The sequence below is a fragment of the Ensifer sp. EB106-05-01-XG146 genome, assembly GCF_058791875.1.
In genome coordinates, this window is the sequence record NZ_JBYTDX010000001.1 from 978,454 (window position 1) to 1,004,553 (window position 26,100).

Here is a 26,100-nt window from a genome sequence, read left to right on the forward strand (position 1 = left end):
GGGTTGAGCGCCGCGATATTTCGGCGCGGCAGATGGGGGAAATGACGCAAACCGCACAGCGGATATTGCTCTCGCCGTGCGAGGAAGCTAAAGAACTGCCACCCTTGAGAGGAGCCTCGCGCCGATGACTGCACAGACGAATGACGCCTTCTTCACCCGCTCTCTGGCCGACAGCGATCCGGACATCTTCGGTGCGATCGAAAAGGAGCTGGGTCGCCAGCGCCACGAGATCGAGCTGATCGCCTCCGAGAACATCGTTTCCCGCGCCGTGCTCGAAGCCCAGGGCTCGATCATGACCAACAAATATGCCGAGGGCTACCCGGGCAAGCGCTACTACGGCGGCTGCCAGTTCGTCGACATCGCCGAGGAGTTGGCGATCGAGCGCGCCAAGAAGCTCTTCGGCGTCAACTTCGCCAACGTTCAGCCGAACTCCGGTTCGCAGATGAACCAGGCCGTGTTCCTGGCGCTCCTGCAGCCGGGTGACACCTTCATGGGCCTCGACCTCAACTCGGGCGGTCACCTGACGCACGGTTCGCCGGTCAACATGTCCGGCAAGTGGTTCAACGTCGTCTCCTACGGCGTGCGTGAAGACGATCACCTGCTCGACATGGACAACGTCGCCGAGCAGGCGCGCAAGCACAAGCCGAAGCTGATCATCGCCGGCGGCACCGCTTACTCGCGCATCTGGGACTGGAAGCGCTTCCGCGAGATCGCAGACGAAGTCGGCGCCTGGCTGATGGTCGACATGGCGCACATCGCCGGTCTCGTTGCCGGTGGCCAGCATCCGTCGCCGTTCCCGCATTGCCACGTTGCAACGACGACGACGCACAAGTCGCTCCGCGGCCCGCGCGGCGGCATGATTCTGACCAACGACGAAGATATCGCCAAGAAGATCAACTCGGCCGTCTTCCCGGGTCTCCAGGGCGGTCCGCTGATGCACGTCATCGCCGCCAAGGCCGTGGCACTCGGCGAAGCGCTGCAGCCGTCGTTCAAGGACTATGCGGCTCAGGTCGTCAAGAACGCCCGCACGCTCGCCGAAACGCTGAAGGCCAACGGCCTCGACATCGTATCGGGCGGCACGGACAACCACCTGATGCTCGTCGACCTGCGCAAGAAGAACGCAACCGGCAAGCGCGCGGAAGCCGCCCTTGGCCGTGCCTTCATCACCTGCAACAAGAACGGCATTCCGTTCGATCCTGAAAAGCCCTTCGTCACCTCGGGTGTCCGTCTCGGCACGCCCGCCGGCACGACCCGTGGCTTCAAGGAAGCCGAGTTCAAGGAAATCGGCGAGCGGATCGTCGAGGTTCTTGACGGCCTGAAGGTCGCCAACTCCGACGAGGGCAATGCCGCCGTCGAAGCCGGTGTTCGCGACAAGGTCATCAAGCTGACCGACCGCTTCCCGATGTACGGCTACATGTGATCGGTCGCCCATGCGCTGCCCCTATTGCGGTTCTGAAGACAGTCAGGTGAAGGATTCCCGTCCGGCAGAGGACGGGAATGCCATTCGCCGCCGCCGGATTTGTCCGGATTGCGGAGGTCGTTTCACGACCTTCGAACGGGTGCAGTTGCGTGAACTGATGATCATCAAGAAAACCGGTCGGAAGGTTCCTTTCGACCGGGACAAGCTTCTCCGGTCCTTCGAGATTGCGCTGCGCAAGCGCCCGGTCGATCGCGACCGCATCGAGCGGGCTGTTTCCGGCATCGTCCGTCGCCTCGAAAGCTCCGGCGAGACCGAGATCCCTTCGGAAGAAATCGGCCTGCAGGTGCTCGAAGCGCTGAAGAGCCTCGATGACGTGGCCTTCGTGCGCTACGCTTCGGTCTATCGCGATTTCTCCCATGCGGAGGATTTTGAGAAGGTCATCACCGAGATCAGCGCCAAGATCGCGCGCGATCCCGGCGAGTAGATTACGCTGGATAGAGCCATGACAGCGCCCAACCGTGAAGACGAGAGGTTCATGGCCGCGGCGCTGAGGCTGGCTCGCCACCATCTCGGACAGACATCCACCAATCCCTCCGTCGCCTGCCTGATCGTCAAGGACGGCGTTATCGTCGGCCGGGCCGTAACCGCGCGGAGCGGCCGCCCGCATGCCGAAACCCAGGCACTGACGGAGGCCGGTGCGAAGGCGAGGGGTGCTACGGCCTATGTGACGCTGGAGCCTTGCTCCCATCACGGCAAGACGCCGCCTTGCGCCGATGCACTTGTCGCCTCCGGCATATCCCGCGTGGTGATTTCGATCCTCGATCCGGACGTGCGGGTTGCCGGGCGTGGCGTCGTGCGCCTGCGCGATGCTGGCATCACCGTCGATATCGGTGTGCTCCCCGAGGAAGGGCATCACGCGCTTGAAGCCTACCTCATGCGCCAGGTCAGCAAGAGACCTTATGTGACTCTCAAGCTTGCGGTTTCGGCCGATGGCATGATCGGCCGCAAGGGCGAGGGGCAAGTGCGCATCACCGGTCCGATTTCGCGCGGGCAGGTACAGATGCTGCGCGCGGAGACCGACGCGATCCTGGTCGGGATCGGCACGGCTGCGGCTGACGATCCGGAACTGACCGTACGCTTGCCGGGGCTCGAACATCGCTCGCCGTTGCGCATCGTTCTCGACCGCCGGCTCGACCTGCCGCTTTCCTCCAAACTGGTGTTAACGGCGCGGGAGGTCCCCGTCATCGTGGTCTCCAGCGACGGATCCGGCGATGCGGATGCGGACGTTGATGACGGCCGAGCAGCACGCAAGGCGGCCCTCGAGGCCGCCGGTGTCGAGGTGCTCGAAGCCGGCTCGATCGCCGACCTTCTTGCGGCACTCGCTTCCCGCGGTATCTCCTCGCTGATGGTCGAAGGCGGTGCTGTGGCTGCACGCGCCTTTCTCGATGCTGATCTGGTCGACCGTATCCAGCTCTACACCGGACCGGGGACCATTGGCGAAAACGGCATTGCATCCCCATTTGACCGTAAGTCCGTGCCGGCAGGCTTCCGGCGCGTCGCCCAGGCACGGTATGGCGGCGATCTGTTCGAGGAATACGAAAGAGAAAACTGATGTTCACAGGCATTGTTACCGATATCGGCACCGTCGACGCCGTCACCCCGCTGAAAGAAGGTATCAAGCTGCGTGTCGCCACGAGCTACGACCCGAAGACCATCGACATGGGTGCCTCGATCGCCCATTCCGGCGTCTGCCTGACGGTGACGGCTTTGCCTGAAGCCGGCAGCAACGAGCGCTGGTTCGAGGTCGAGGCCTGGGAAGAGGCGCTCCGCCTGACGACGATCGCCGGCTGGACCAAGGGAACGCGCATCAATCTCGAGCGCTCGCTGAAGATCGGCGACGAGCTCGGCGGCCACCTGGTTTCCGGCCATGTCGACGACAAGGCGGAAATTCTGTCGGTGGAAGCGGAAGGCGACGCTGTGCGCTTTCGTCTGCGGGCGCCTGAGCATCTGGCGAAATTCGTCGCGCCGAAGGGATCGGTCGCGCTCGACGGCACGTCGCTGACGGTCAACAAGGTCGCCGGCGCCGAGTTCGACGTGCTCCTGATCCGCCATTCGCTGGAGGTCACGACCTGGGGTGAGCGCAAGGCCGGCGATTTCGTGAACTTCGAGGTGGACACCATGGCGCGTTATGCGGCGCGCCTCGCCGAATTCCCGGCACCAAAGCCGGAGTAAGCCGACTTCCTCTTTTGCCGAATGCAAACCGCCCCCAATTGGGGGGCGGTTCTGGTTTCGGGAGGTGTTGACACTCAACGCACGTAGAGGGTCAGGCTGCCATCGGCTGCCTGTTCGGCGCCGGCAATGTTGTTCATCTCGACATTCTGCGCCTTGAGCTTGGCTGCAAGCGGCTTGTTGCCTTCGACGGCCGCGTGCAGGGACGAAATCTGTTGCGGCGTCGCTTCGTTGATCCACATGCGCGTCTGGCTCGATTCCTTCAGCGTATCCACGTCGACGACGTTGAAATGATCGCCCTTGAAATCGCGAACGGTGTGGTCGATTTCGGCCGGCCAGTTCATGGCTGCGCTCGCAGCATAGGAGACGCCGCCGAAGGAAAAGGCGGAGAGAGCAGCGATGACGGAAAGCTTGGCTATGCGGTTCATGGTCATGCTCCTTTGTTTGCCGGCAACAAGGCGCAAACCGACCCGTTACGGGAACGCGGAACCTTGCGGGTTTCCGGGCCGGTGAGGACCGCCCTTTGCGGCGGCCAGCAGGGTTCGTTTGCGGGCGTTGTCACCCGCAAGCAAAGGCGCTGGACTGTTTCGACTGATTGGTCGGCGTTTGCTCCCTTCTTGGGGAGGGCGCGTCGTGCCAACGACTAGGAAACTGGGCCGGAATGTGGCCCTTTCCATGGCGCTGGCATCAGGAAAACAATTAAAAATTGTTCATGTTTCGGCGTGCGCGCGAGCCCTTGGGTCGCCTGTCGCAGCTGCTGCCTTCTGCTGGCGCTCGAACATGATCACGTGGTTGCCGTGATAGGTCGTTCGCCAGAATTCCTTGAAGCCGTGCTTCTCCGCGACCCGGATCGAGGCGCGGTTTCCGACGTCGATGATGCAGGTCTTGCGTAGCTTCGGAAACTGGTGGTCGGCCCACTTGAGCGCCGCACTGACGGCTTCCGTCGCCAGCCCCTTGCCGTGCGCTTTCGGTGACAATGCCCATCCGGTTTCCATCGTCCCTTCGAGCGAAGGCGTGATGGCGCGGTGCACGTCGTGGAAGCCGGCCTCGCCGAGAAAACCCCCGGTCTCCCGGTCCTGGATGGCAAAGAAGCCAAAGCCGAAATAGTGCCACATGCCGACCTGGCGCAGGAATCGCGTCCAGGACTGTTCGCGCGTAAACGGCACCCCGCCGACATAGCGGATCACCTCGGCATCGCCGAACAGCGCGGAATAGGCGGGGAAATCGTCACGGCGGTAGGGGCGCAGGATGAGGCGGTCGGTCTCGATAATGGGAACGCTATGCATATTCGATCCTAAGCTGTGATGAAATCAGGCGCCGGGCTCGCCGTCCCAGTAGTCGACATCGCTTTCCGGACGGCCGGTGAAAAGGAAGCGTCTTTGGCCATCAGAACCACGCGTCCTGGCAAGGAATTTGCCGGAGTCCGGATACTCGCAGATTTCCGTGGCCGCCTTGGTCGAGATGGAAAGGTACTTGAGCGGCACCGAGCCGGTGTTGATCAGGTGGTGGGCCGTTTCCGGTCCACCCGCAGGGGCGCCCAGAATGTCGCCGGGGCCGACCGGATATCGCTCGCTGCCGAAGCGATACGTGCCTTCGCCTTCGATGATGATGAAAAGTTCTTCTTCGACGTGATGATTGTGGAACGGGCAGCCGGACTTGCCCGGCGGTACTTCACCGTAGCCGATGCCCAGATCCTTGAGGCCGAGTAGCGCGCCGAAGGCGGCGTCGCGGGATTCGAAAAAGGTGCCTTGCGTCCAGTAGTCGAGTTCTAGGTTTTTGGGATTAACGATCGGCTTTTTCGTATCGGTCACATGTTCCTCCCTTGCGTACCGTTGTCGCGGCAACGCTAATACGTTCTATCCGTGTCGCGCGTTCGTCCCGTCGTCAACCTGCGATCGCTAAAATTAGCGACGATGGTTACAGGAATACATCCTAGTGTTGCAATCCATTGGCGAAAGCATATGGGCGCTATCGCGCGTTGGTTTAACGCCGAGCTGCGCGGTCACGTTCGTCTGCCGATCAGCGCCGTGGCGACCTCGTGAAGACACCTGGCGATCCCAACGCAAAGGGTTTTCATTTCTTCGGTCGGTGGCAGGAGATCGGGCACCATGACCGTCATCATGCCGGCAGACGAAGCCGAACGCACGCCGTTGTGGCTGTCTTCGAGAGCGAGGCAATACTGCGGCGCGATACCGAGCCGACTTGCAGCCGTCAGGAAGGGGCCGGGTGCGGCTTGCCATGATCGTAGTCGCCAAAGGCAACGACCGTCGGGAAGCGGTCGCGCAATCCGTGCCGGTCGAGATTGCGCTGGACGTCGTGATGTTGTGACGAGGTGGCAATCGCAAACGGCAGGCCCATGCCGTCAAGCAGGTCGAGGAGATCGACGACGCCAGGCTTCAGCCGCAGCTCGGTCGTTGCCATTGTCGCAAATTGCGCCGAGGCACGCTCCCAGAACTGAGCGAGGTCGAAGGCATCGCCGAAACGACCGCGCAGCGACACGCGTGTCGCCTCGGCCGAAAGCCCGATCGTATCGAGATAAAGGGAGACAGGCATGTTGTGACCGAGCGCTGCCGCCGTCTGGATCATCGCGTCGCGGTAGAGCGCTTCGGTGTCGAAGAGCAATCCGTCCATGTCGAAGACGACGCCAAGAGGTTTCATGGGCAGGACGATGTTGGTCGAACCGATTTCGGGCATACGAAAAATCCAGCTTGATATCGACGGCTTCGAACTTGGAACCAGCAACGCGGCCGCGCAAGACCCACGGCACTGGCTTTTTGCAGCGGCAACGGCCGCATGTTGCGGCCCTGTAAACGCGGCAAAAGGCCGTCTGCGGCGGAATTTGCTTGCCATTCGGCGCCGGGCGTGGTTTTACCGCCGCCTCAGCCGGTCGCATCCGGCGCGGAACTCTCAAAGACAGGTGATCCATGGCAGAGACCACGGCAGCCCACATCCTGATTGTGGAAGCGCGTTTCTATGACGATATGGCCGATGCATTGCTCGACGGCGCCAAGCATGCGCTGGACGCAGCCGGGGCCACCTATGATATCGTGACGGTTCCGGGTGCGCTCGAAATCCCGCCGGCGATTGCCATGGCACTCGACGGCGCCGACGAGGGCGGCACCGAATATGATGGTTTCGTGGCCCTTGGCATGGTCATTCGCGGCGAAACCTACCATTTTGACATCGTCGCGAACGAGTCTTCGCGCGCGATCATGGACCTCGCCGTCAGCGAGAGCCTTGCGATCGGCAATGGTATCCTGACGGTGGAGAACGACGATCAGGCCTGGGCGCGCGCCCGCCGGTCGGAAGGCGACAAGGGTGGCTTTGCTGCGCGTGCGGCACTGACCATGATTGAACTTAAGAAGAAATTGGGCACGGAAAAGTGACGAAAACCCCCTCGGATCAACCGCTGAAGCAGGTCAACCAGCGCGGTGCAGCACGCCTCGCTGCGGTGCAGGCGCTCTATCAGATGGACATCGGCGGCACCGGTGTCCTCGAAGTGGTTGCTGAATACGAAGCGCATCGCCTCGGACAGGATGTCGACGGCGACACCTACCTGAAGGCTGACGCCTCCTGGTTCCGGTCGATTGTCGCCGGTGTCGTGCGCGACCAGCGCAAGCTTGATCCGCTGATCGGCTCGGCCCTCCAGGACGACTGGGCTCTGTCGCGCCTCGATTCCACCGTGCGTGCCATCTTGCGCGCGGGCACATTCGAGATGCTCGAGCGCAAGGACGTGCCGGTTCCGGTGATCGTCACGGAGTATGTCGAGATCGCCAAGGCTTTCTTCTCGGATGATGAGCCCAAGCTGGTCAATGCCGTTCTCGACCGCATTGCCAAGCAGGTCCGCGGCGAACCGAGGAAGTAAAGTCGATGGTTGCGGCTGCTGCTGAGGACATGGGGAACACCCTTCGCGAAACACGCCGCAACGTTTACCTCCTGACAGCCGCACAGGCCGTTCTTGGCGTCGTCGGCCCCATCTGCTTTTCGGTCGGCGGTGTCGCCGGCTACCAGATGCTGGCGGAGGACAAGTCGCTGGCCACCGCGCCGCTCACCGCCTTTAACGTCGGCATGGCGCTCGGCGTCGTGCTGGTTGCGGTGTTGTCGCGCCTGATCGGCCGCCGCTTCGCCTTCATGAGCGGGACCGCAATCGCGGCCGCCGGGGCAGCACTCGCCGCCGTCGCGCTCTTCCGCGAGAATTTCTGGCTTTTCGCCTTCGCCCTTGCGATGCTCGGCTCGTCGAACGGCTTTACGCAGAAGTTGCGGTTCGCCGCCGCCGACGCCTCGCCGTCGTTCTACAAGCCCAAGGCAATCTCGCTGATCCTTGGTGGCGGCATCGTTTCGGCCGTTCTCGGTCCGCAGATCGTCATTTTTGCTGGCGACCTGTTCGCGCCGGTTTCCTTTGCCGGGGCTTTCGTCGTCCTGATGCCGATTTGCCTGGTTGCAGCCCTGTTTTTCGCGCCGCTGCGGCTGCCCGAGCCGGGCGCAATGGTGAGTGCCCACCACGATCAGTCTGTCCGTCCCCTCGGCGAGATTGTCCGCAGCCAACGCTTCGCCACCGGCATGATCTGCGGCATTTCCAGCTACGCGCTGATGACCTTCATGATGACCGGGGCGCCGGTCGCCATGGTGATCGGCTGCGGCTTCTCGACCGAACTCGCCACGCTCGGCATCCAGTGGCACGTGCTGGCGATGTTCGCGCCAAGCTTCGTCACCGGCATGCTAATCAGCCGCTTTGGCGCCGAGCGCATTGTCGGCTGCGGCCTCCTTCTGCTGATGGCCTGCGCGGCGGTTGCGCATATGGGTATCGAGCTCTGGAACTTCTGGGGCGCGCTCGTATTGCTCGGCCTTGGCTGGAATTTCGGCTTCATCGGCTCGACGGCGATCGTTGCCAGCAGCTATCGCCCACAGGAGGCCGACAAGGTTCAGGCCTTCCACGACATCATCCTGTTCACCACGGTGGCACTGTCGTCGTTTGCCTCGGGCAAGGTGCTAACCGCCTATGGCTGGGACATGCTGAACGCGGTCGTGTGGCCGGTAACGATCGTCTGCCTTATCCTCCTGCTGCTTCTGAAGCGGGCGCCGCGCAAGGCCGCCGCCTAACGCTCCATTCCCCTGAAATCTAAAGCGAACGAGGCGCCGCCAGTGGCGTTTCTCGGGGCTTGACGATCTCCTGTTGCAACCGCACTCTGGCCGCGCCGTGAGGGGTGCTGCTTGAGGAGGTGGTGCGTGATTCGCGGTTTTGAGGGGCCTGCGGCCGGGAGTGAGTCCGCGGGTTGTAACGGAGGGTAATGCGAAATGACCATTTTATTGGGCGTTATCGCATGCGGGTTGCTCGCGGTGGCTTATGCCATCTGGGCAACACAGTCGGTGCTTGCCGCCGACCAGGGGAACGCCCGCATGCAAGAAATCGCAGGCTACATTCGTGAAGGGGCGCAGGCCTATCTCACGCGTCAATACAAGACCATTGCCATTGTCGGCGTCGTCGTATTCATCGCCGCTTGGGTTCTTCTTTCTCCCGCCGCCGCTTTCGGCTTTCTGATTGGTGCGATCCTTTCGGGTGCCGCGGGTTTCATCGGCATGCATGTTTCGGTCCGGGCAAACGTCCGCACTGCCCAGGCGGCGTCCGTGAGCCTCGCCTCCGGTCTCGATATCGCATTCAAATCCGGCGCGATCACCGGCCTTCTTGTGGCCGGCCTCGCACTCCTTGGCGTCTCGGTCTACTACGTCGTCCTCACGGCCGGCCTGGGTCATGAGCCCGCCTCGCGCGAAGTCATCGACGCACTGGTGTCGCTCGGCTTCGGCGCATCGCTGATTTCGATCTTCGCCCGTCTCGGCGGTGGCATCTTTACCAAGGGTGCCGACGTCGGCGGCGACCTCGTCGGCAAGGTCGAAGCCGGCATTCCCGAGGATGATCCGCGCAACCCGGCAACCATCGCCGACAACGTCGGCGACAATGTCGGCGACTGCGCCGGCATGGCAGCCGACCTGTTCGAGACCTATGCGGTCTCGGTCGTGGCGACCATGGTTCTGGCGGCGATCTTCTTTGCCGGCACGCCTGTGCTTGCGACCGTCATGGTCTATCCGCTCGCCATCTGCGCGGCTTGCATCATCACCTCGATCGTCGGCACCTTCTTCGTGAAGCTCGGGTCCAACAACTCGATCATGGGTGCGCTCTACAGGGGCTTGATCGTGACCGGTGTCCTGTCGATCCTCGGTCTCGGCGCCGCCACGTCCTTCACCATCGGCTGGGGCACGATCGGCACCGTCGCCGGCAAGGAGATCACCGGCTGGAATCTGTTCCTCTGCGGTATTCTCGGCCTGATCGTAACGGCCCTGATCGTGGTGATCACGGAATACTATACCGGCACCAACAAGCGGCCGGTCAACTCGATCGCCCAGGCGTCGGTGACCGGTCACGGCACCAACGTGATCCAGGGCCTGGCCGTCTCGCTGGAATCGACGGCTTTGCCGGCGATAGTCATCGTCGGCGGCATCATAGCGACCTACCAGCTTGCCGGCCTCTTCGGCACTGGCATCGCCGTCACCGCCATGCTTGGCCTTGCCGGCATGATCGTGGCGCTCGACGCCTTCGGTCCGGTCACCGACAATGCCGGCGGCATCGCGGAAATGTCGCATCTGCCGCCGGAAGTGCGTAAATCCACCGACGCGCTCGACGCCGTCGGCAACACCACCAAGGCCGTCACCAAGGGCTACGCGATCGGCTCGGCCGGTCTCGGTGCGCTGGTGCTCTTTGCCGCCTACTCGAACGACCTCAGCTACTTTGTCGCCAACGGCGACAAGTATCCGTACTTCGCCGATGTCGGGCAGATCTCCTTCGATCTCTCCAACCCTTACGTGGTCGCGGGGCTGATCTTCGGCGGTCTCATTCCCTACCTCTTCGGCGGTATCGCGATGACTGCGGTCGGCCGTGCGGCCGGGTCGATCGTCGAGGAGGTTCGCCGCCAGTTCCGCGAGAAGCCCGGCATCATGCAGGGGACCGAACGGCCGGACTATGGCCGCGCCGTCGACCTTCTGACAAAAGCGGCGATCCGCGAAATGGTCATTCCTTCGCTGCTCCCGGTGTTGGCGCCGATTGTCGTCTATTTCGGCGTGCTGCTGCTCTCGGGCTCGAAGGCTTCGGCTTTCGCGGCTCTCGGTGCCTCTCTGCTCGGTGTCATCGTCAACGGCCTCTTCGTGGCGATCTCGATGACCTCGGGCGGCGGTGCCTGGGACAACGCCAAGAAGAGCTTCGAGGACGGGTTTGTCGACAAGAATGGCGAACGCCATCTGAAGGGCTCCGAGGCCCACAAGGCGTCGGTAACCGGCGACACCGTCGGCGACCCCTATAAGGACACGGCCGGGCCGGCTGTGAACCCGGCGATCAAGATCACCAACATCGTGGCGCTCTTGCTTCTGGCCGTCCTCGCCTGATCGCATCGATGCGCAAACAAAAGGCCCGCGGAACATCGTTCCGCGGGCCTTTTGTTTGGAATGGGGAGGCTTAGTTGCCGAAGTCCTTGAACAGGCTGCGCGCCGCGGCCTGACCGGCGCCGGGGCCCGTCAGCAGCTGGCCGAGGAAGCTCGTTTCCTTGCCACCTGTCGGCGTCGTGCGTGTCAGCATGTCGAAGACCTTGCCGTCCTTCAGCGTATAGTGAGCCAGCTGGCTGACGGTGCCTTCCTTGTCGAAATAGACGGCCAGGATCGATTGGTCGATCAGCTTGGGCTTCATGAAGGCGACAGGGCGCTTGCGCGTCTGCGAGATGTAGTAGAACACTTCGTTGTCGAAGGTCGCGGTCGTCGACGGCGTGCCGAGCGAGAGCAGCACCTGCTCGCGGCTGGAACCGACCGGAACGAGGTTTAGCGTTTCCTGATCAACCACATAGCCCTGATGGAGAACTTCACCGACATTGGCGGACTGGCAGGCGGAAAGGGTAAAACCGGCGATGGTGGCTACGACCGCCACGCGGCCGAGGGTCTTAAAGTTTTTTCTCAAATACCGCTTCGTCAACGACAGCTCCCCTTGGAGAAACGATGGCAGATCCGCCATTGCAATTCGTGCCTGCTTCGGTAAACCAGCTTCGGCTGTCATGCAACAACGTCATGGGCGCTTGCGCGCATTTCGAGAAAGCCAAGCCCGAGCTTTGTGATGATTTTTGGACTGTTTAAAAGAAAAAGTGGCAACACCGCGATTGTCGAGCGGCAATATGCATTGCTGACGGCGGCGGCACGCCAGCCCTACCTTTACACCGACCTCGATGTTCCGGACACGGTCATGGGCCGGTTCGAGATGCTATCGGCGACGCTGATCCTCTATTTCCGCCGCACACGTGCTTCGGCAAGGCCTGGCCAGGAAATCGCCCAGGAGATCATCGATGCCTTCTTCGAGGATGTGGATCACTCGATCCGCGAGCTCGGTGTCGGCGATGCCGGCGTGCCGAAGAAGATGAAGAAGTTGGCCGGCATGTATTACGGTCGACTCGAATCCTATGCGGCGGCGCTGGAAGCAAGGGACGTCGAGGCCCTGGCGGCAGCGCTCAGGCGCAACTTCCACCCTGATGGCGGCGACGCGGCGCCTTCGATGGTTGCGCTCGCTGGCTATCTGCTGGCGGTTGAGGCCCAGCTCGTCGACGTCGCGGAAGACGCCGTCGAAATCGGCCAGTTGCACATTCCGCCGGCTGGGGCGTAATAGAAAACAAGAGCGTCGCCACCGGCAGCCGGTTGGCGGCTGCGTTCGCGATGGGTGCCAGGTAGCCCGCGCGAGGAAGGATCCAATCATGAAAGACGAAAGTCAGGCGGCCTTTTCTTATCCGGTGAAAGTAGGGCACATTTCGGCGAACGCGGTCAGCGTGCATCTCTCCGCCAACGAGCGCGAGCGCAAGGCGCTTGCCGCGCTTTGGAACATCAACGAGGTTCTGTCGCTCGAAGCCGACCTGCAGATCGCGCGCTGGAAGAAGGATGGCGTGAAGATCAAGGGCGACGTCAGGGCCCGCGTCGTGCAGAGCTGTGTTGTCACTCTTGAGCCGGTCGAAGCCGATATCGACGAACCGGTCGAAGCGATCTTCGTGCCCGAGGGCTCGCGGCTTGCCCGCCAGGCGAGCAATGACGGCGGCGAGATGATTCTCGACCCTGACGGCCCCGATATTCCCGATACCTTTATCGGCGACACCATCGACGCCGGCGTCGTCGTCAGCGAGCAGGTTGCACTCGCGATCGAGCCTTATCCCCGTAAGCCCGGCGTGACGTTCGGCGAGCGCATCGAGAGCACATCTGCCGATGACAAGAAGCCGAACCCCTTTGCGGTCCTGAAGGACTGGAAAAAGGACTGAGGTCGCGAAAGCGTCATCTACAATTCGGTTGTCACGCAAAGGAAAAGCAGTATTTTGGCCCCAAACCGGCCAGAAGAGCCGCTAAAGCGATCTGCCGCGTGCTTGGCTCAAGCGTCAGAAGCAATATGTTTCGTCAATGCGTTTCCGTTGAGTACGCCGCGGCGGCACGTGTTGTGTGGCAGAAATGAAGGATAAGACACGCGTGGTCAGAATTTCACTTGACGTGATGGGGGGCGACTATGGTCCTGAAGTCGTCATCCCCGGCGCCGCAAGGGCGCTTGAACGTCATCCGGACATCAAGTTCGTTTTGTTCGGCATCGAAGCGCAGTGCGCGGGCCTCCTTGAAAAACATCCGAAGCTGAAGGCCAACAGCACCTTTTACGACTGCGAGATTGCAGTCGCCATGGACGAGAAGCCGAGCCAGGCGCTTCGCCGCGGCCGCGGCAAGTCGAGCATGTGGAAAGCGATCGACGCGATCAATGCCGGCGAGGCAGATGTCGTCGTTTCCGCCGGCAATACCGGCGCGCTGATGGCCATGTCGGTCTTCTGTCTGCGCACCATGCAGGGAATTCAACGGCCGGCGATCGCCGCCATCTGGCCGACGCTGAAAGGCGAGAGCATCGTGCTTGATGTCGGCGCGACGATCGGCGCGGACGCGCAGCAATTGATGGATTTCGCGCTGATGGGCGGCGCCATGGCACGGGCGCTGTTCGAGATCGAGCGGCCGATGGTCGGGCTGCTGAATGTCGGCGTCGAGGAAATCAAGGGACAGGAAGAGGTCAAGGAAGCCGGCCGCCTGATCCGTGAGGCCAACATCGACGGCTTCGACTATTACGGCTTCGTCGAGGGCGACGACATCGGTCGCGGGACCGTCGACGTCGTCGTCACGGAAGGTTTTTCCGGCAACATCGCACTCAAGGCCGCCGAAGGCACCGCGCGCCAGATCGCCGAATATCTGCGCGCGGCGATGTCGCGCACGCTTCTTGCCAAGATCGGCTACATCCTGGCCAAGGGCGCATTCGACCGCCTGCGGGAGAAGATGGACCCGAGGAAGGTCAATGGCGGCGTGTTCCTCGGCCTCAATGGCGTCGTGATCAAGAGCCATGGTGGTGCAGATGCCGAGGGTTTTGCAGCCGCGATCGATGTCGGCTACGACATGGTGAAGAATGGCCTGAAGTCGAAGATCGAGCTCGATCTGGCGAAGTACCATGGCGGCGAACCGCCCAAGGCCCTTTCCGCCGGCATGAATGATGAGGTTTGAATAGATGATCCGTTCCGTCGTTCGCGGTTTCGGCGCAGCTTTGCCGAAGCGCGTGGTCACCAATCAGGAGCTGGAATCCAAGGTCGATACGTCCGATGAGTGGATCGTGCAGCGCACCGGCATCCGGCAGCGCTACATCGCCGGCGAGGGCGAAACCACAGCTTCGCTCGGCGAAGGTGCCGCGCGTGCTGCGCTCGCCAATGCTGGGCTTACCCCTGATGATATCGACCTGATCATCCTGGCGACCTCCACTCCCGACAACACGTTTCCGGCAACAGCTGTCAACATCCAGGACCGCCTCGGTATGCGCCATGGCGCGGCCTTCGACATGCAGGCGGTCTGCTCGGGCTTCGTCTACGCGGTTACCACGGCGGATGCCTATATCCGCGGTGGGCTTGCCAAGCGCGTGCTGGTGATCGGCGCGGAGACCTTCTCGCGTATCCTCGACTGGAACGACCGCACGACCTGCGTGCTCTTCGGTGACGGCGCCGGCGCCATCATCCTGGAAGCCCAGGAAGGCGAGGGCACCATTGCCGACCGGGGCGTGCTGACGGCGAAGCTTCGCTCCGACGGCGCACATCGCGACAAGCTCTATGTGGATGGCGGCCCTTCGACCACTGGGACGGTCGGCCATCTGAAGATGGAAGGCCGCGAAGTCTTCAAGCACGCGGTCGGCATGATCACCGATGTGATCGAGGCTGCCTTCGAGGCGACCGGGACGACGGCCGAAGATCTGGATTGGCTGGTGCCGCACCAGGCCAACCGGCGCATCATCGACGGCTCCGCCAAGAAGCTCGGCATCCCTCTCGATAAGGTTGTGGTCACGGTCGATCTCCATGGCAACACCTCCGCAGCCTCCATTCCGCTGGCGTTGAATGCGGCGGCGGGCGACGGCCGGATCAAGAAGGGCGACCTCGTCCTGCTCGAGGCCATGGGCGGCGGCTTCACCTGGGGCTCCGTGCTTCTCCGCTGGTAAAGAAATTGCTTAAGCAACAGACGCTTGACCGCAAAAGGCAAGGGCAATAGTCTTCGGACGCTGATCGGCGTACCAGACGTTGGTGGGGGAAGATGAGCGGAAAAACAGTAACACGGGCGGACTTGGCTGAGTCGGTTTTTCGCAAGGTGGGTCTGTCGAGGACAGAGTCTGCCGAATTGGTGGAAACCGTCATTGACGAAATATGCAACGCAATCGTGCGTGGCGAGAGTGTGAAGCTGTCCTCTTTCGCGACCTTCCAGGTCCGCGACAAGAACGAACGCATCGGGCGAAACCCGAAAACCGGCGAGGAAGTGCCGATTTCGCCCCGGCGCGTGATGACCTTCAAGGCGTCGAATGTCTTGAAGCAGCGCGTCCTGAAGGCGCATCTGGGCCGCAGGGCCAAGCAGAAACCGGTATCTCCCGTTTCGTGAACGCCTGACGACAGCCACAAATGTGGTTGAAAACCCATCCATAAGCCGTTGAAATGGAGCCGATTCGTGCCATCATTGGCGCGGTATCGGCTCACTACGGCTTTCGAGCCTGAGTCGCACGGCATGGATTGGGAACGATATGGAAAAGAGCCCGGACGCTTTTCGCACCATCAGCGAGGTCGCTGACGATCTCGATCTGCCGCAGCATGTCCTGCGTTTCTGGGAAACCCGCTTCCAGCAAATCAAGCCGATGAAGCGCGGCGGGGGCCGGCGGTACTACCGGCCGGAGGATGTCGACCTTCTGAAGGGTATCCGGCATCTGCTCTATGATCACGGCTATACGATCAAGGGCGTGCAGAAGCTCCTGAAGACCAACGGCAACAAGTTCGTCGCGGCGATTGCAAGCGGCGATCTCGCGACCGTCGAGGCGCTGGCAGCCTCCAGCAACGAGGAGCCGGCACCGCCGAAGGCTGGTCTTTCCGAGGAGGATCAGATCGTCGGCCGCGCCAAGGCGCCGGCGAGCCGCCGTTTCTTCTCCTTCGGCGGCAACAGCGACGACGTGCCGGAGATCTCGCTCGGAAAATCCTCGTCCGTTGGCAAGGAAGATCGCGCCCTGCTTCAGGAGGCGCTCTACGACCTCCTGGAATGCAAGCGGCTTCTCGACCAGGTGCGCTGAGAAAGCCATTTCAGGCGATTATCAAGACCGGTTCCGCACGGCCGAACGTCTGCCGAATGCGGTTGCCTCCACAGACACCTTTTACACGATTGCCAAGATGGTGCCGTCGGCGGGGTGCCCGCCGACGGGGGGCATATGCGCGTCCGTCCGCAGGGCGCCCGCGCGACTATTCCAGCAAGGATTGAAAGGCGTCAGTAGGAGATCCGGAAGCCGCCGGGGCTCGCCGCGGAGACGTCGGGCTCCGGGTAGGGGCCGGTCCACTGCGCATAGGTCGTGTTGGTCGAACCGGAGGTCGCACAGCCGGAGAGCGTGAGAAGCGCAAGCGCGGTGAGGGCCATAAGGGACTTAAGAGGCATGGTTTTCTCCTAGAAGGGGAGACGCTCCAGGCCTCAAGGGCCAGTATCAAACTGTCCCTCAAATCATCCATGATGGCAAGCTCACGTTGCGTTAGGCAGCAAGTTTCGAGCGACGGGATCTCGTTTTGGTGAAGGTTCGGTAGACGGACGAGCGGTCGGTGATTTCCTCGTCAAGCAGCATCGGAACTTGCAGACACCCAGTGGCGCTCCACGGTCGCATCACAGGCGCGACGCCATGCTGTGAGTTTCCGGAAAGTCCCGTTGGACTTTCGGTTCCCAAACATACTTTTCCACGCCGTTTGTTCCTTTTTCGATCCAGGCCGCATTTTCCCGCTTGCGCTCTAAGCGTTGGTTATATAGGGGTTTCCTCGGTTCGGAGCGTAGCGCAGCCCGGTAGCGCACTTGACTGGGGGTCAAGGGGTCGTGGGTTCGAATCCCGCCGCTCCGACCATTTTCCTCTTTGATTTCAGTCATACAGCAGCGCTACCGCAATTGGCGGCTGGCGGTAGCCAGCAGTTCCACGCGTAAAATCGCGCATTCGGGCACCCATTGCCCCGGCAAAAATCTCAAACGCCTGCTGATTGTTTCGCTTTGGCCCACCGTGTCTGCTCCGAGATCGGATGCGGTTTTGTCGCTTGCGCCTGACAAAATTTATCGCCCATCGGAAATCGCTAAAATGCCTCGTTCCGGTGCGATGGTCCACGCGGCTGGGGTCGATCGCCGTCCTCGCGAAAGTGATGGAATGGCCTCATGGCGGGCGTCTGTCTGCCAAAGGAGGAAATGTAATGAAGACGTTTTCGAAGATTTTTGCCGCGTCGTTGCTCGGGCTTTCGGCCCTGACGGCGATGCCGCTCATCTCGGCGTCCGGCACTGCCCGTGCAGACGACGCCGTCATCCTCGTTCCGGGCCAGCCCACCGGCTCGCCGGGCGATACGGGTACAGCGAGTTCCAACCCGGACACCGGTGCTCCGAGCTCCAACCCTGATACCGGCACCGCAAACGCCAACGGTGATACCGGGGCGCCGAGTTCAAATCCCGATACCGGTGGCGGTTCGGGCGCAGAAGGGTCGACGCCTTAAGCGATCCTGCAAACGCAGCAAAAGAGGTCCTTCAGCAGGGCCTCTTTTTTGTTTCCCGAGAATACAGCGCGGCAATCACGCCGTTCTTTCTGCGCTACCTGGTTGACTGGAGCAGGTCGACCGTCTGCCGCTTTGAGGCCGCCTTCTGGTAGAGGGCCTCTGTGCGATCGAGCATGACGGCGAGCGTAAAGCGGTCCTTCAGGTTTTCGGCGCTAGCCGACAGGGCCTTGAAGCGTTCGGGATCCGCCGCCTGGATCATGGTCTTGGCGAGCGCGGACGTGTCGTCGCTATTGGGCAGGATGTAACCGTTCCGCCCGTCCTCGATCACCGTGCGCGCGCCACCGATGTCGGTTGCGATGATCGCCTTGCCGGCGGCGGCCCCTTCGAGCATCACATAGGACATGGCCTCGTAGCGGCTTGGCATCACCAGGAGGTCGAAAGCGGGAACGGCTTGCGGGCCGGTAAAGGCAGAGGTGAGATGCATGCGGTTCTGCAGTCCGCTTTCGGCGATCGCCTTGCGAAGGTCACCTTCGAGCTCGCCGCTGCCGACCATGACCAGGTGGTTGTTTCTGACGGAAGCGGCGACACTCTTGAACGCTGCGATCAGCCGTTCCGGCGCCTTCTGTACGGAAAGTCGTCCAACGAAGCCGAAGACGAAAGCGTCCGGCGCGATCCCGAAGCTCGCGCGCAGCGTCTGCGCCATTTCGCATGAGGGCGGTGCCACGCCGTTGACGATCACCGACATGCGCTTCTCGGGCATATGCAGCGAGAGCGCATGGTGGAACTCGTCGTCGGAAACGCAGATCAGTTGATCGGTAAAGAAACGGGCCAGCGCCCATTCGATCGTGCCGTAGATCAACCGTCCACCACGGCCGAGCGTCGGGTCCAGTGTGCGAAAGGCGTGGGGCGTGTAGATCCGCGGAACATGAGAACCAGGCAGCCGCAGGCGTGTCAACGCACCGGCCTTGGAACTGTGGCCATGGATGATGTCGAAAACGTTGGCCCGCATGATGCGGCGGAGTTCGAGAAAGTAGCCGAAGTCAGACGGTCCGGGTGCGCGCTTCATGTTGACGGCGTGTACGGCCGGCAGGCCGATTGCCTTCAGTTCACGAACGAAACCTTCCTCGGCGCGCACTGGCGAATAGACGGCCTCGACGTGATGCCCGCGCTTGTGCATGCCGCGGCACAGATCGAGAAAGTGCCGGCCCGAGCCGCCGCCACTCGGCTCCAGCACCTGCAGGAGCTTGAGGGGAGGGGCCGGCGACCGGCGCGGAACCACATGTTCCATGGTCAGGAGCTCCGGCCGGCGCGCGCCTGCCGGCGATGGCGATATTCAAGGGCGGCGCATCCCCAGATGATTCCGATGAGCAGATAGAAGTGGCGCCAATGGTCCGTGTCGATGACATTGCCGACCCCGACATGGCCGAGAACGGCGACCCAGGCGATCATCAGATAGGTCTGCCAAGGGCGGTTGAGCAGCAGAAAGCGAAAGCCGAGCGAGAGCGTCCAGACGATCAGCGTCACGTAACTGACAAAGCCGAGCCAGCCGTAGGACGTCAGCGACTTCAGCCAGACGTTGTGCTCATCCTCCGGGAAGATCGTGCTGAAAACCATCGGGCCGATGCCGAGCGGCTTTTCCATCGACATCAGGAAGCCGAGGCGATGGCGATCGAAGCGGCCGAGGTGGCCGCCGTCATAATCCTGCACCAGCTGCGAGCGGCTGGAAAAGAGTGTCGCGACCTGCTCGGACTGCAGCGCGACGAGGAGGGCGCCGACGATCATGATCCCGCCGACGAGAGCCAACACCAGAATCCGCAGGCGGAAGAGGCCGTTTCGCTCCTTGAGCAGCATGACGAAGACGAAGGCGACGACACAGAAGAGGTTGAGGGCCCAGGCTGCGCGGGAGAACGAAAGAAAGACGCCGAGCGCCAGCACCATCAGCGCGGCGATCTTCGGGGGGGCTTTCTGGATGGGCTGCGTGAGGATGCAGTGGATGAGGTACATGGCCGGCACCGAGAGGAACGGGCCGAAGACGTTCGGATCCTGGAACGCGCCTTTGGCGCGGCCATAGAGCGTGAAGCTTTCCGCGCCCGGCACGGCGCCGAAATAGCCGAGGATGCCGAGCAGGGCGGTGATGATGGCCGCCGCCGTCCAGGCATTGAAGATCAGCCGCAGGCGTTCGTGGCGATCCTCGATGATGGCTGCGAAGAAGACCGAGGAGAGCGCGAGGAAGCCGGAGACCGCCATGTACATCGGCCCCTTCGTCAGGTCTGTCATGACCGTCAGGGACAGGATGCCGCCGACCATGAACAGGGTCAGAAGCGTCAGCAGCGGGGCGACGCTGCGCGAGATCTTGAGGCCCACGAGCGCCCAAAGGCCGATGAGCGCGACCAGGAACAGCTCATAGGGCGCCGGCTCGAAAATGACGAAACCGGAGAGAAACACGGCAAAGGCGACGAGCCCGGAGCCGAGCAGCGAGAGCGCCGCGAGCTGGGGGCGAGCGATCGGGAGCCGACCTGAATCGACGGTGCTCAATAGGCGTTCTCGGTATTGAGAAGCCGGAACGGCGTCAGGAACAGGATCTTGAGATCGAAGAGCAACGACCAGTTTTCGATGTAGTGCAGGTCGAAGGCGGTGCGCAGGCGGATCTTGTCGTCATTGTCGATCTCGCCGCGCCAGCCGTTGATCTGCGCCCAGCCGGTGACGCCGGGCTTGACGCGGTGGCGGGCGAAATAGCCTTCGACGACGTCGGAGTAGGTCCGGTTCTGGGTCTGGGCGAGCACGGCGTGCGGCCGCGGCCCAACGAGCGACAGCTCGCCCTTCAGCACGTTGAAGATCTGCGGCAGTTCGTCGATCGAGGACTTGCGGATGAAACGGCCGACGGGGGTAACGCGCGGGTCGCGCTTGGTCACGGCGTTGCGGGCCGTCGGGTCGCTCATATGCGTATACATCGAGCGGAACTTGTAGACCTCGATGGTCTCGTTGTTGAAGCCGTGCCGCTTCTGCTTGAAGATGATCGGGCCCGGGGACGTCGCTTTGACGGCGATCGCCGCGCCGAGCATGATCGGCCACAGAAGCACGAGGGCGACCAGGCTGAAGAAGATGTCGAAGCCGCGCTTGGCGACCGAGTCCCAATCGGCGATCGGCTTGTCGAAGATGTCGAGCATGGGGACATCGCCGACATGGGAGTAGCTGCGCGGGCGGAACCGCAGGTTGTTGGCGTGGGCGGCGAGCCGGATGTCGACCGGCAGGATCCAGAGCTTCTTCAGAAGCTGGAGAATGCGCTTCTCCGCCGTCAGCGGCAGCGAGATGATCAGCATGTCGATGCGCGCCAGGCGGGCGAATTCCACCAGTTCGTCGACCGTCCCGAGCTTCGGATAGCCAGCGATCACATTGGGCGAGCGGCGCTCGTCGCGGTCGTCGAAAATACCGCAGATGCGGATGTCGTTGTCGGGCTGGTCCTCGAGCGTGCGGATCAGGTCCTTGGCCGGCTGGCCGCCGCCGACGACGACCGCGCGGCGTTCCATCGTACCGTTCCGGGCCCAATGGCGGATGGAATAGGCGATGAAGGCGCGCTCGGCGATCAGAAAGATTGCGCCGCCGATGAACCAGCCGCCGAACCAGACGCGCGAATACTGGTGACCGGATTTCAGAAAGAACAGCGCGATGGCGATGCCGCCAAACGCGATGGCCCAGGAGGCGAGGATGCGCGGCATCACCCGCAGCCAGGCGCGCAGCGCCGGGATCTGATAGGTGTCGGCGATCTGCATAGCGGCGACCGCCAATGCGGAACCACCGACGAGAATTGCCAGGTACAGCGGCAGTTGTTCGAAGCCCGGCTGGACATAGAGCGCGTTGATGGCATAGCCGATCGTAAAGAGCGCGCTGAATTCGAACAGGCGCATCAGCCCCATGATCATCGCAGGCGAATAGGTATCGGCGCTGAACTGCTCGGCGATCTGCCGCGCCAGCGGATTGAGATCCGTGGTCGTTGTTTCGCCCGGCATTTCGCCGGGCGCGCGGGCGCGGATTTCCGAAATCTTCTTGCGAAGCGCTTCGGGATCGAACGAACCCGGGCGGTCAAACTTGTTCATGGCTGTCTTCCGGCGCTGAAGTCCCTCAGCCGGGATAGCAGAAAGCCACTAAGAAACGCTTACGTTGTGGGCAACACGCTATCGGCGGGCGGCTGGTAACGGCACAATTCCCGATAGAGGCTTAGCATATCCGCCGACATTACCGAAGCTGCAAATTGCGACTTGAACGTGCTCGGATCGGGCATCACACGTGCCGCCCAGTCCTTCTCGGTGATTGCGCGGGCCATGATGTCGGCGAGCGACCGGGCATTGGCGGGTTCGGCAAGTGCGGTGCTGTCGCGTCCGAGAATTTCCGGGATGCCGCCGACACGGCTGGCGATGACCGGCTTCCGCGCGGCAAGCGCCTCGAGCACGATATAGGGCATGGACTCGGCGCGCGAGGGAACGACGATGTTGCGCGTCAGCGCGAAGGCCTCGCGCGTCTTCATCGCCGGCTGCATGCGGATGCGGCGGGCGAGGCCCTGCTGCAGCACCAGATCGCTGTATTCGTGCTGCTGCGGGCCGTCGCCGATCATCAGCGCCGACAGCGGCCTGCCGACAAGCCTTTCGGTCTGGGCGAAAGCTTCCACAAACAGATCGGGACCCTTCAGGTCCCGCATCATGCCGATATAGAGAAAGTCGACCGCATCCGGCCCAGGCGGGACGGTCTCGAACTCCCGGTCGTCGATGCCGTTGTAGATCAATTCGTTGCGCTCACGCGGCGCGCCGACCTTTGCGAAATAGGTCTGCCGCTCGAAATCGCAGACGAAGACGAGGGCGTCGGTAATCCGCTGCTGGATCCGCTCCGCCGGGAAGACCAGCCGGCCTGTCATAGAGCCTGGACGGTAGTGCAGGCTGCCGCCATGCGGCGAATAGAGGCGGGCTACGCGATACCTGTTGACCCGCAAGGCTGAACCGATGAGCCGGGCAATGACGCCGCCTTTGGCGCCGTGCCCATGCAACACATCCGGTCGCAAACTTCTGATTTCCTTATAGCCGCGCCACAACGCGGCAAAATCCGACGGCCCGACCGAGCGATGGATCGGCATCCGTATGAGGCCGAGCGCCAGATAGGGGCGGATTTCGTCGAACAACCGATCCTCGTGACTGCCACCCGTCGTGCTGTCGCAGAGGATCCCGACCTCGTGGCCGGCCTTGGCATGCGCCTCGGCCAGGTCGCGCACGTGGCGGAATATCCCGCCGACAGGCGACCTGAAGCAGTGGATGATGCGCAAAGGCCGCTCTTGTTGCATCGAGATCAGAACAGGCGTTCGCGAACATAGATCGTGTCGCCGGCAAGAACCGCGTCGGTGATCGGCACCCGGCCGGTGATGATGCGGCCATTGATCTTGCGCGTGATGTCGGCGTTGGACTGATTGGCGCGCGGAGAGAAGCCTCCGGCGACAGCGATCGCGTTCTGCACGGTCATGCCGGGCACATAGGCATATTGGCCAGCCTGGCCGACTTCGCCCATGATGAAGACGGAACGGTAGCGATCGACCTCGATCGTGACGTCTGGATCGCGCAGATAGCCCTGCTTCAGCTTGGCGGCGATCATGCCCTCGAGTTCAGGTAGGGTCCTGCCGCGCGAGGCGACGGTGCCGATCAGGGGGAAGGCGACGTAGCCGGCCTGATCGACCGTGTAAGTGCCGCTGAGACCGGCCTGTTCGAAGACGTTGATGCGCAGGCGGTCGCCGCTGTCGAGCCGATAGGGCTGGATCGTGGCTTCACTGAAGGCCTTGGGCGCGGGCTGGTAGCTCGTGCAGCCGCCGAGCAACATCGACAGCGCTGCCGCCGTGATCGCGAGACCCGTCTTGATAGCTGCGGTGGACATGCGGTTCATAGGCTCCGGAAACGACCAGCTTTTGTGACGTTATCGGTCCGTTAGGGTTAATAGCAGGTAAACTCGCGGTAGAATTTTCGCGGAGACCTGGCGATACCGCCCCGTCTTTATCATCCGCAGGTTGATCGCATTAACCCTTGCGTTACCATGTTCCTTTACGGTCCGGCGAGATTTGAAGGTTCGGAGCGACTAGCATGTCGGGAAGCGGCAGCGCACAACAGGATGTGGATATCGACCTCGGCGGCCTGTTTCGCGCCGTCTGGGATCGGCGCGTCAAGGTTTTGCTCGCCACCGTCGCTGTGGCGGCGCTTGCCTTCGGCGCAGCAAAGATGATCGCGCCGGATTACCAGAGCGAAACCCGTGTGCTCATCGAATCGCGCGAGCCGGAGTTCAGCGGCCCCAACCAGGCTTCCCAGGCGGGCGCCGACCGCGTCTTCGACGAATCCGGCATCCTCAGCCAGGTACAGGTGCTCAAGTCGGCCGACCTCATCAAGCAGGTCGCCCGCAACATGAAGCTCTATGAGCTCAAGGAATTCGACCCGTCGTCGGCGCCCTCGGCGCTTTCGGATCTTCTCGTCATGCTCGGGCTGAAGAAGAACCCGCTGGAGATGCCGCCCGAGGAGAGGGTGCTCAAGGAATTCTCCGACAAGCTCCAGGTCTACCAGGTGGAGAAGTCGCGGGTGATTGCGATTGGCTTCACCTCGAAGGACCGCCAGCTTGCGGCCGCCGTGCCCAATGAGATGGCGAAGGTCTTCCTGGCGCTCCAGAGCGGTGCGAAACTCGACACCAATTCCGAGGCGACACGCTGGCTCGAACCGGAGATCGCCAATCTGCGCGAGAAGGTGCGCGACGCCGAGGCGAAGGTGGCGGCCTATCGCGCCTCGTCGGACCTGCTACCAACCGGCGAAACCACCAACTTCGCGACGCGGCAGCTCACGGACATCTCGACGGAGCTGACCCGGGTGCGCGGCGAGCGTGCCAATGCGGAGGCGCGTGCCGCCGGCGTGCGTTCGGCGCTTGCGAGCGGCCGCGCGCCGGACACCATCGCCGACGTCGTCGGTTCACAGATGATCCAGCGGCTGAAGGAAACCGAGGCCAATCTCCAGGCGCAGGTCGCCGATCTTTCGACGACCCTGCTCGACGGTCATCCGCGCCTGAAGGCGCTGAAGTCGCAGCTCGAAGGCATCCGCGGCCAGATCAGCTCCGAGACCCGCAAGATCCTGACGAGCCTTGAAAACGAGGCGAAGGTCGGTGAACTGCGCGAACAGCAGTTGACCCAGCAGCTGAATGCGCTGAAGGCGCAGTCGGCTCGGGCGGGCGAAGAAGAGGTGGGGCTGCGCGCGCTCGAGCGCGAGGCAACGGCGCAGCGGCAATTGCTGGAGACCTATCTCGCGCGCTACCGCGAAGCGACATCGCGCACGGTGGAGAATGCGACGCCGGCCGATGCACGGGTCATTTCGAGTGCCGTGGTTCCGACCGGCGCGAGTTTCCCGAAAGTGCTGCCGATCACGATCGTCGCAGCGCTTGCCACGTTCCTCCTGACCTGCATTGGCATCATGCTCGGCGAGCTTTTCAGCGGACGAGCCTTGCGGCCGGTCGCAGCTACGGGCGAACGGGCACCGGTCCACCCGCGTCCGGCGCTGGCCGCAAGCGTCGCCGATTTGCCGCCGGGCGAGATGGCTCAGGCTTCGCCTGCAATTGCGCCCGCAGCAGATGACGCCGTCGACTTGCTGCCTGCTATGGACGTGTCGCTTGCACCGGACATGGAGGAAGAGGCAGCCGAGGCGGATTTCTCGATCGAGGCCGTCGCCGAGCATCTGCGCGCCACCAACGTGCGCGTTGCGATTTCGGTTTCGCCCGGCGGAGACGAGGGTTCTACCGCCACCGTGATGCTCGCCCGGTTGCTGGCCGAAGAGGAGCTGAAGGTCGTATTGATCGACCTGACGGGTTCTGCCTGCCCGACACGCCTGATGGCGCGCTCGCAGCAGCTTCCTGGTATCACCAACCTGCTGGCGGGGGAGGTGCCCTTCACGGACACGATCCACGCCGACCGTTTTTCCGACGCGCACATCATTCCTCAGGGCGATGCCGATCCGCGTCAGGCGATGCGCGGCATCGACCGGCTGAAGATGATCATCGACGCCTTGACCAACGCCTATGATCTCGTCCTGCTCGAATGCGGCCCTGCCGATGAAATGGCTGTTGAGAAGATCGCTGGCCGCGATGGCGCGGAAATCATCCTGTCGGCACCGTCGGTGAGCGATGAGCGGATCGTCGAGGTGCTGACCGGATTCGGCGCAGCGGGCTATCGCGACATCGTGCTGATGACCGGCCAGGTACAATCGGACCCCGAATACCCGGACCGCGACGCGGCATAATGGTCTCGCCGGCCACCGGCGACAACGCGCCTGGGCCCCGTCCTCTTATCTC

At 62.5% G+C, this 26,100-nt stretch carries 28 protein-coding genes and 1 tRNA gene; 17 read left to right on the top strand and 12 right to left on the bottom strand.

Features of this window, described 5'->3' with window-relative positions:
* Window positions 1–124 precede the first annotated feature (124 nt).
* From glyA to AC3WVQ_RS04690, 4 genes are read left to right on the top strand one after another with little or no spacing between them, the layout of a single operon-like run.
* The gene (gene glyA, locus AC3WVQ_RS04675) at window positions 125–1,420 is read left to right on the top strand and encodes a serine hydroxymethyltransferase (protein ID WP_034803759.1); all 1,296 of its coding nucleotides are present in this window, start codon (window positions 125–127) and stop codon (window positions 1,418–1,420) included.
* Between the two features lie 10 nt (window positions 1,421–1,430).
* Window positions 1,431–1,904, top strand: a complete 474-nt coding sequence (gene nrdR / locus AC3WVQ_RS04680; RefSeq protein WP_034803756.1) for a transcriptional regulator NrdR — start codon at window positions 1,431–1,433, stop codon at window positions 1,902–1,904.
* An 18-nt stretch (window positions 1,905–1,922) separates the two neighbouring features.
* Window positions 1,923–3,032: a bifunctional diaminohydroxyphosphoribosylaminopyrimidine deaminase/5-amino-6-(5-phosphoribosylamino)uracil reductase RibD gene (ribD, locus tag AC3WVQ_RS04685; RefSeq protein ID WP_090294560.1), complete on the top strand. Its 1,110-nt coding sequence runs from the start codon at window positions 1,923–1,925 to the stop codon at window positions 3,030–3,032.
* Entirely contained in the window at window positions 3,032–3,652 is a 621-nt protein-coding gene (locus tag AC3WVQ_RS04690; RefSeq protein ID WP_060522164.1) for a riboflavin synthase, read from the top strand. Before ribD ends, AC3WVQ_RS04690 begins: the two co-directional genes overlap by 1 nt.
* Window positions 3,653–3,726: 74 nt before the next feature.
* Here AC3WVQ_RS04690 and AC3WVQ_RS04695 read toward each other — a convergent pair whose 3' ends face one another.
* From AC3WVQ_RS04695 to AC3WVQ_RS04715, 5 genes are all read right to left on the bottom strand, one after another.
* Window positions 3,727–4,077: a hypothetical protein gene (locus tag AC3WVQ_RS04695; RefSeq protein ID WP_060522165.1), complete on the bottom strand. Its 351-nt coding sequence runs from the start codon at window positions 4,075–4,077 to the stop codon at window positions 3,727–3,729.
* Between the two features lie 282 nt (window positions 4,078–4,359).
* Window positions 4,360–4,935 carry a GNAT family N-acetyltransferase gene (locus AC3WVQ_RS04700; protein WP_089043957.1) on the bottom strand — a complete coding sequence of 192 codons (576 nt, stop codon included), beginning with the start codon at window positions 4,933–4,935 and terminating at the stop codon, window positions 4,360–4,362.
* Between the two features lie 24 nt (window positions 4,936–4,959).
* Window positions 4,960–5,460 (bottom strand): cupin domain-containing protein, encoded by a 501-nt coding sequence (locus AC3WVQ_RS04705; protein WP_090294558.1) that lies wholly within the window; start codon window positions 5,458–5,460, stop codon window positions 4,960–4,962.
* 191 nt (window positions 5,461–5,651) lie between these two features.
* Window positions 5,652–5,936 (bottom strand): HAD-IA family hydrolase, encoded by a 285-nt coding sequence (locus tag AC3WVQ_RS04710; protein ID WP_338082096.1) that lies wholly within the window; start codon window positions 5,934–5,936, stop codon window positions 5,652–5,654.
* Complete coding sequence (locus AC3WVQ_RS04715; RefSeq protein ID WP_246807057.1) at window positions 5,861–6,343, bottom strand: HAD family hydrolase; 483 nt, start codon at window positions 6,341–6,343, stop codon at window positions 5,861–5,863. Before AC3WVQ_RS04715 ends, AC3WVQ_RS04710 begins: the two co-directional genes overlap by 76 nt.
* Window positions 6,344–6,573: 230 nt before the next feature.
* Between AC3WVQ_RS04715 and ribH the strand changes: the two genes are divergently transcribed.
* From ribH to AC3WVQ_RS04735, 4 genes are all read left to right on the top strand, one after another.
* Window positions 6,574–7,035: a 6,7-dimethyl-8-ribityllumazine synthase gene (gene ribH / locus AC3WVQ_RS04720; RefSeq protein WP_034803742.1), complete on the top strand. Its 462-nt coding sequence runs from the start codon at window positions 6,574–6,576 to the stop codon at window positions 7,033–7,035.
* Window positions 7,032–7,514, top strand: a complete 483-nt coding sequence (gene nusB, locus AC3WVQ_RS04725) for a transcription antitermination factor NusB (RefSeq protein WP_034803740.1) — start codon at window positions 7,032–7,034, stop codon at window positions 7,512–7,514. The genes ribH and nusB overlap by 4 nt, the downstream gene beginning before the upstream one ends.
* A 5-nt stretch (window positions 7,515–7,519) precedes the next feature.
* Window positions 7,520–8,749: an MFS transporter gene (locus AC3WVQ_RS04730; protein WP_060529814.1), complete on the top strand. Its 1,230-nt coding sequence runs from the start codon at window positions 7,520–7,522 to the stop codon at window positions 8,747–8,749.
* 195 nt (window positions 8,750–8,944) lie between these two features.
* On the top strand, window positions 8,945–11,080 hold the full coding sequence (locus AC3WVQ_RS04735) for a sodium-translocating pyrophosphatase (protein ID WP_090294555.1): 2,136 nt from the start codon (window positions 8,945–8,947) through the stop codon (window positions 11,078–11,080).
* A 70-nt stretch (window positions 11,081–11,150) separates the two neighbouring features.
* Here AC3WVQ_RS04735 and AC3WVQ_RS04740 read toward each other — a convergent pair whose 3' ends face one another.
* Entirely contained in the window at window positions 11,151–11,657 is a 507-nt protein-coding gene (locus tag AC3WVQ_RS04740; protein ID WP_034804258.1) for an outer membrane protein assembly factor BamE, read from the bottom strand.
* A 138-nt stretch (window positions 11,658–11,795) separates the two neighbouring features.
* On the opposite strand from AC3WVQ_RS04740, the gene AC3WVQ_RS04745 reads away from it, so the two are divergent.
* From AC3WVQ_RS04745 to AC3WVQ_RS04770, 6 genes are all read left to right on the top strand, one after another.
* Complete coding sequence (locus AC3WVQ_RS04745) at window positions 11,796–12,335, top strand: ubiquinol-cytochrome C chaperone family protein (protein ID WP_034803730.1); 540 nt, start codon at window positions 11,796–11,798, stop codon at window positions 12,333–12,335.
* 88 nt (window positions 12,336–12,423) lie between these two features.
* Window positions 12,424–12,975, top strand: a complete 552-nt coding sequence (locus AC3WVQ_RS04750; RefSeq protein ID WP_034803727.1) for a YceD family protein — start codon at window positions 12,424–12,426, stop codon at window positions 12,973–12,975.
* Window positions 12,976–13,177: 202 nt separating this feature from the next.
* Window positions 13,178–14,236, top strand: coding sequence for a phosphate acyltransferase PlsX (gene plsX / locus AC3WVQ_RS04755; protein WP_034804255.1), 1,059 nt, complete (start codon window positions 13,178–13,180; stop codon window positions 14,234–14,236).
* Window positions 14,237–14,240: 4 nt separating this feature from the next.
* Window positions 14,241–15,212 (top strand): beta-ketoacyl-ACP synthase III, encoded by a 972-nt coding sequence (locus AC3WVQ_RS04760; RefSeq protein ID WP_090294554.1) that lies wholly within the window; start codon window positions 14,241–14,243, stop codon window positions 15,210–15,212.
* Window positions 15,213–15,304: 92 nt separating this feature from the next.
* Complete coding sequence (locus tag AC3WVQ_RS04765) at window positions 15,305–15,643, top strand: integration host factor subunit alpha (RefSeq protein ID WP_034803721.1); 339 nt, start codon at window positions 15,305–15,307, stop codon at window positions 15,641–15,643.
* A 139-nt stretch (window positions 15,644–15,782) separates the two neighbouring features.
* On the top strand, window positions 15,783–16,319 hold the full coding sequence (locus tag AC3WVQ_RS04770; RefSeq protein ID WP_060580887.1) for a MerR family transcriptional regulator: 537 nt from the start codon (window positions 15,783–15,785) through the stop codon (window positions 16,317–16,319).
* A 191-nt stretch (window positions 16,320–16,510) separates the two neighbouring features.
* On the opposite strand, the gene AC3WVQ_RS04775 is transcribed toward AC3WVQ_RS04770, so the two are convergent.
* Complete coding sequence (locus AC3WVQ_RS04775) at window positions 16,511–16,675, bottom strand: hypothetical protein (protein ID WP_089043959.1); 165 nt, start codon at window positions 16,673–16,675, stop codon at window positions 16,511–16,513.
* Window positions 16,676–17,049: 374 nt separating this feature from the next.
* Here AC3WVQ_RS04775 and AC3WVQ_RS04780 point away from each other — a divergent pair.
* A tRNA-Pro gene (locus AC3WVQ_RS04780) sits at window positions 17,050–17,126 on the top strand.
* Window positions 17,127–17,460: 334 nt separating this feature from the next.
* Entirely contained in the window at window positions 17,461–17,754 is a 294-nt protein-coding gene (locus tag AC3WVQ_RS04785) for a hypothetical protein (protein WP_034803714.1), read from the top strand.
* Window positions 17,755–17,848: 94 nt separating this feature from the next.
* Here the strand turns inward: AC3WVQ_RS04785 and AC3WVQ_RS04790 are convergent, their stop codons facing one another.
* Genes AC3WVQ_RS04790 through AC3WVQ_RS04810 form a run of 5 tightly spaced genes read right to left on the bottom strand, consistent with a single transcriptional unit; the run spans window position 17,849 to window position 23,661 of the window.
* Window positions 17,849–19,042: a glycosyltransferase gene (locus tag AC3WVQ_RS04790; RefSeq protein WP_492382610.1), complete on the bottom strand. Its 1,194-nt coding sequence runs from the start codon at window positions 19,040–19,042 to the stop codon at window positions 17,849–17,851.
* A gap of 2 nt (window positions 19,043–19,044) precedes the next feature.
* Window positions 19,045–20,289, bottom strand: coding sequence for an O-antigen ligase family protein (locus tag AC3WVQ_RS04795; protein WP_090294551.1), 1,245 nt, complete (start codon window positions 20,287–20,289; stop codon window positions 19,045–19,047).
* Window positions 20,286–21,848: an undecaprenyl-phosphate glucose phosphotransferase gene (locus AC3WVQ_RS04800; RefSeq protein ID WP_034803694.1), complete on the bottom strand. Its 1,563-nt coding sequence runs from the start codon at window positions 21,846–21,848 to the stop codon at window positions 20,286–20,288. Before AC3WVQ_RS04800 ends, AC3WVQ_RS04795 begins: the two co-directional genes overlap by 4 nt.
* 59 nt (window positions 21,849–21,907) lie before the next feature.
* A complete protein-coding gene (locus AC3WVQ_RS04805) occupies window positions 21,908–23,080 on the bottom strand; it encodes a glycosyltransferase family 4 protein (protein WP_090294549.1) in 1,173 nt (390 codons plus the stop codon).
* A gap of 5 nt (window positions 23,081–23,085) precedes the next feature.
* Window positions 23,086–23,661, bottom strand: a complete 576-nt coding sequence (locus tag AC3WVQ_RS04810; protein ID WP_034804249.1) for a polysaccharide biosynthesis/export family protein — start codon at window positions 23,659–23,661, stop codon at window positions 23,086–23,088.
* 203 nt (window positions 23,662–23,864) lie between these two features.
* Between AC3WVQ_RS04810 and AC3WVQ_RS04815 the strand changes: the two genes are divergently transcribed.
* Complete coding sequence (locus AC3WVQ_RS04815) at window positions 23,865–26,048, top strand: GumC family protein (RefSeq protein WP_090294548.1); 2,184 nt, start codon at window positions 23,865–23,867, stop codon at window positions 26,046–26,048.
* Window positions 26,049–26,100: the final 52 nt, after the last annotated feature.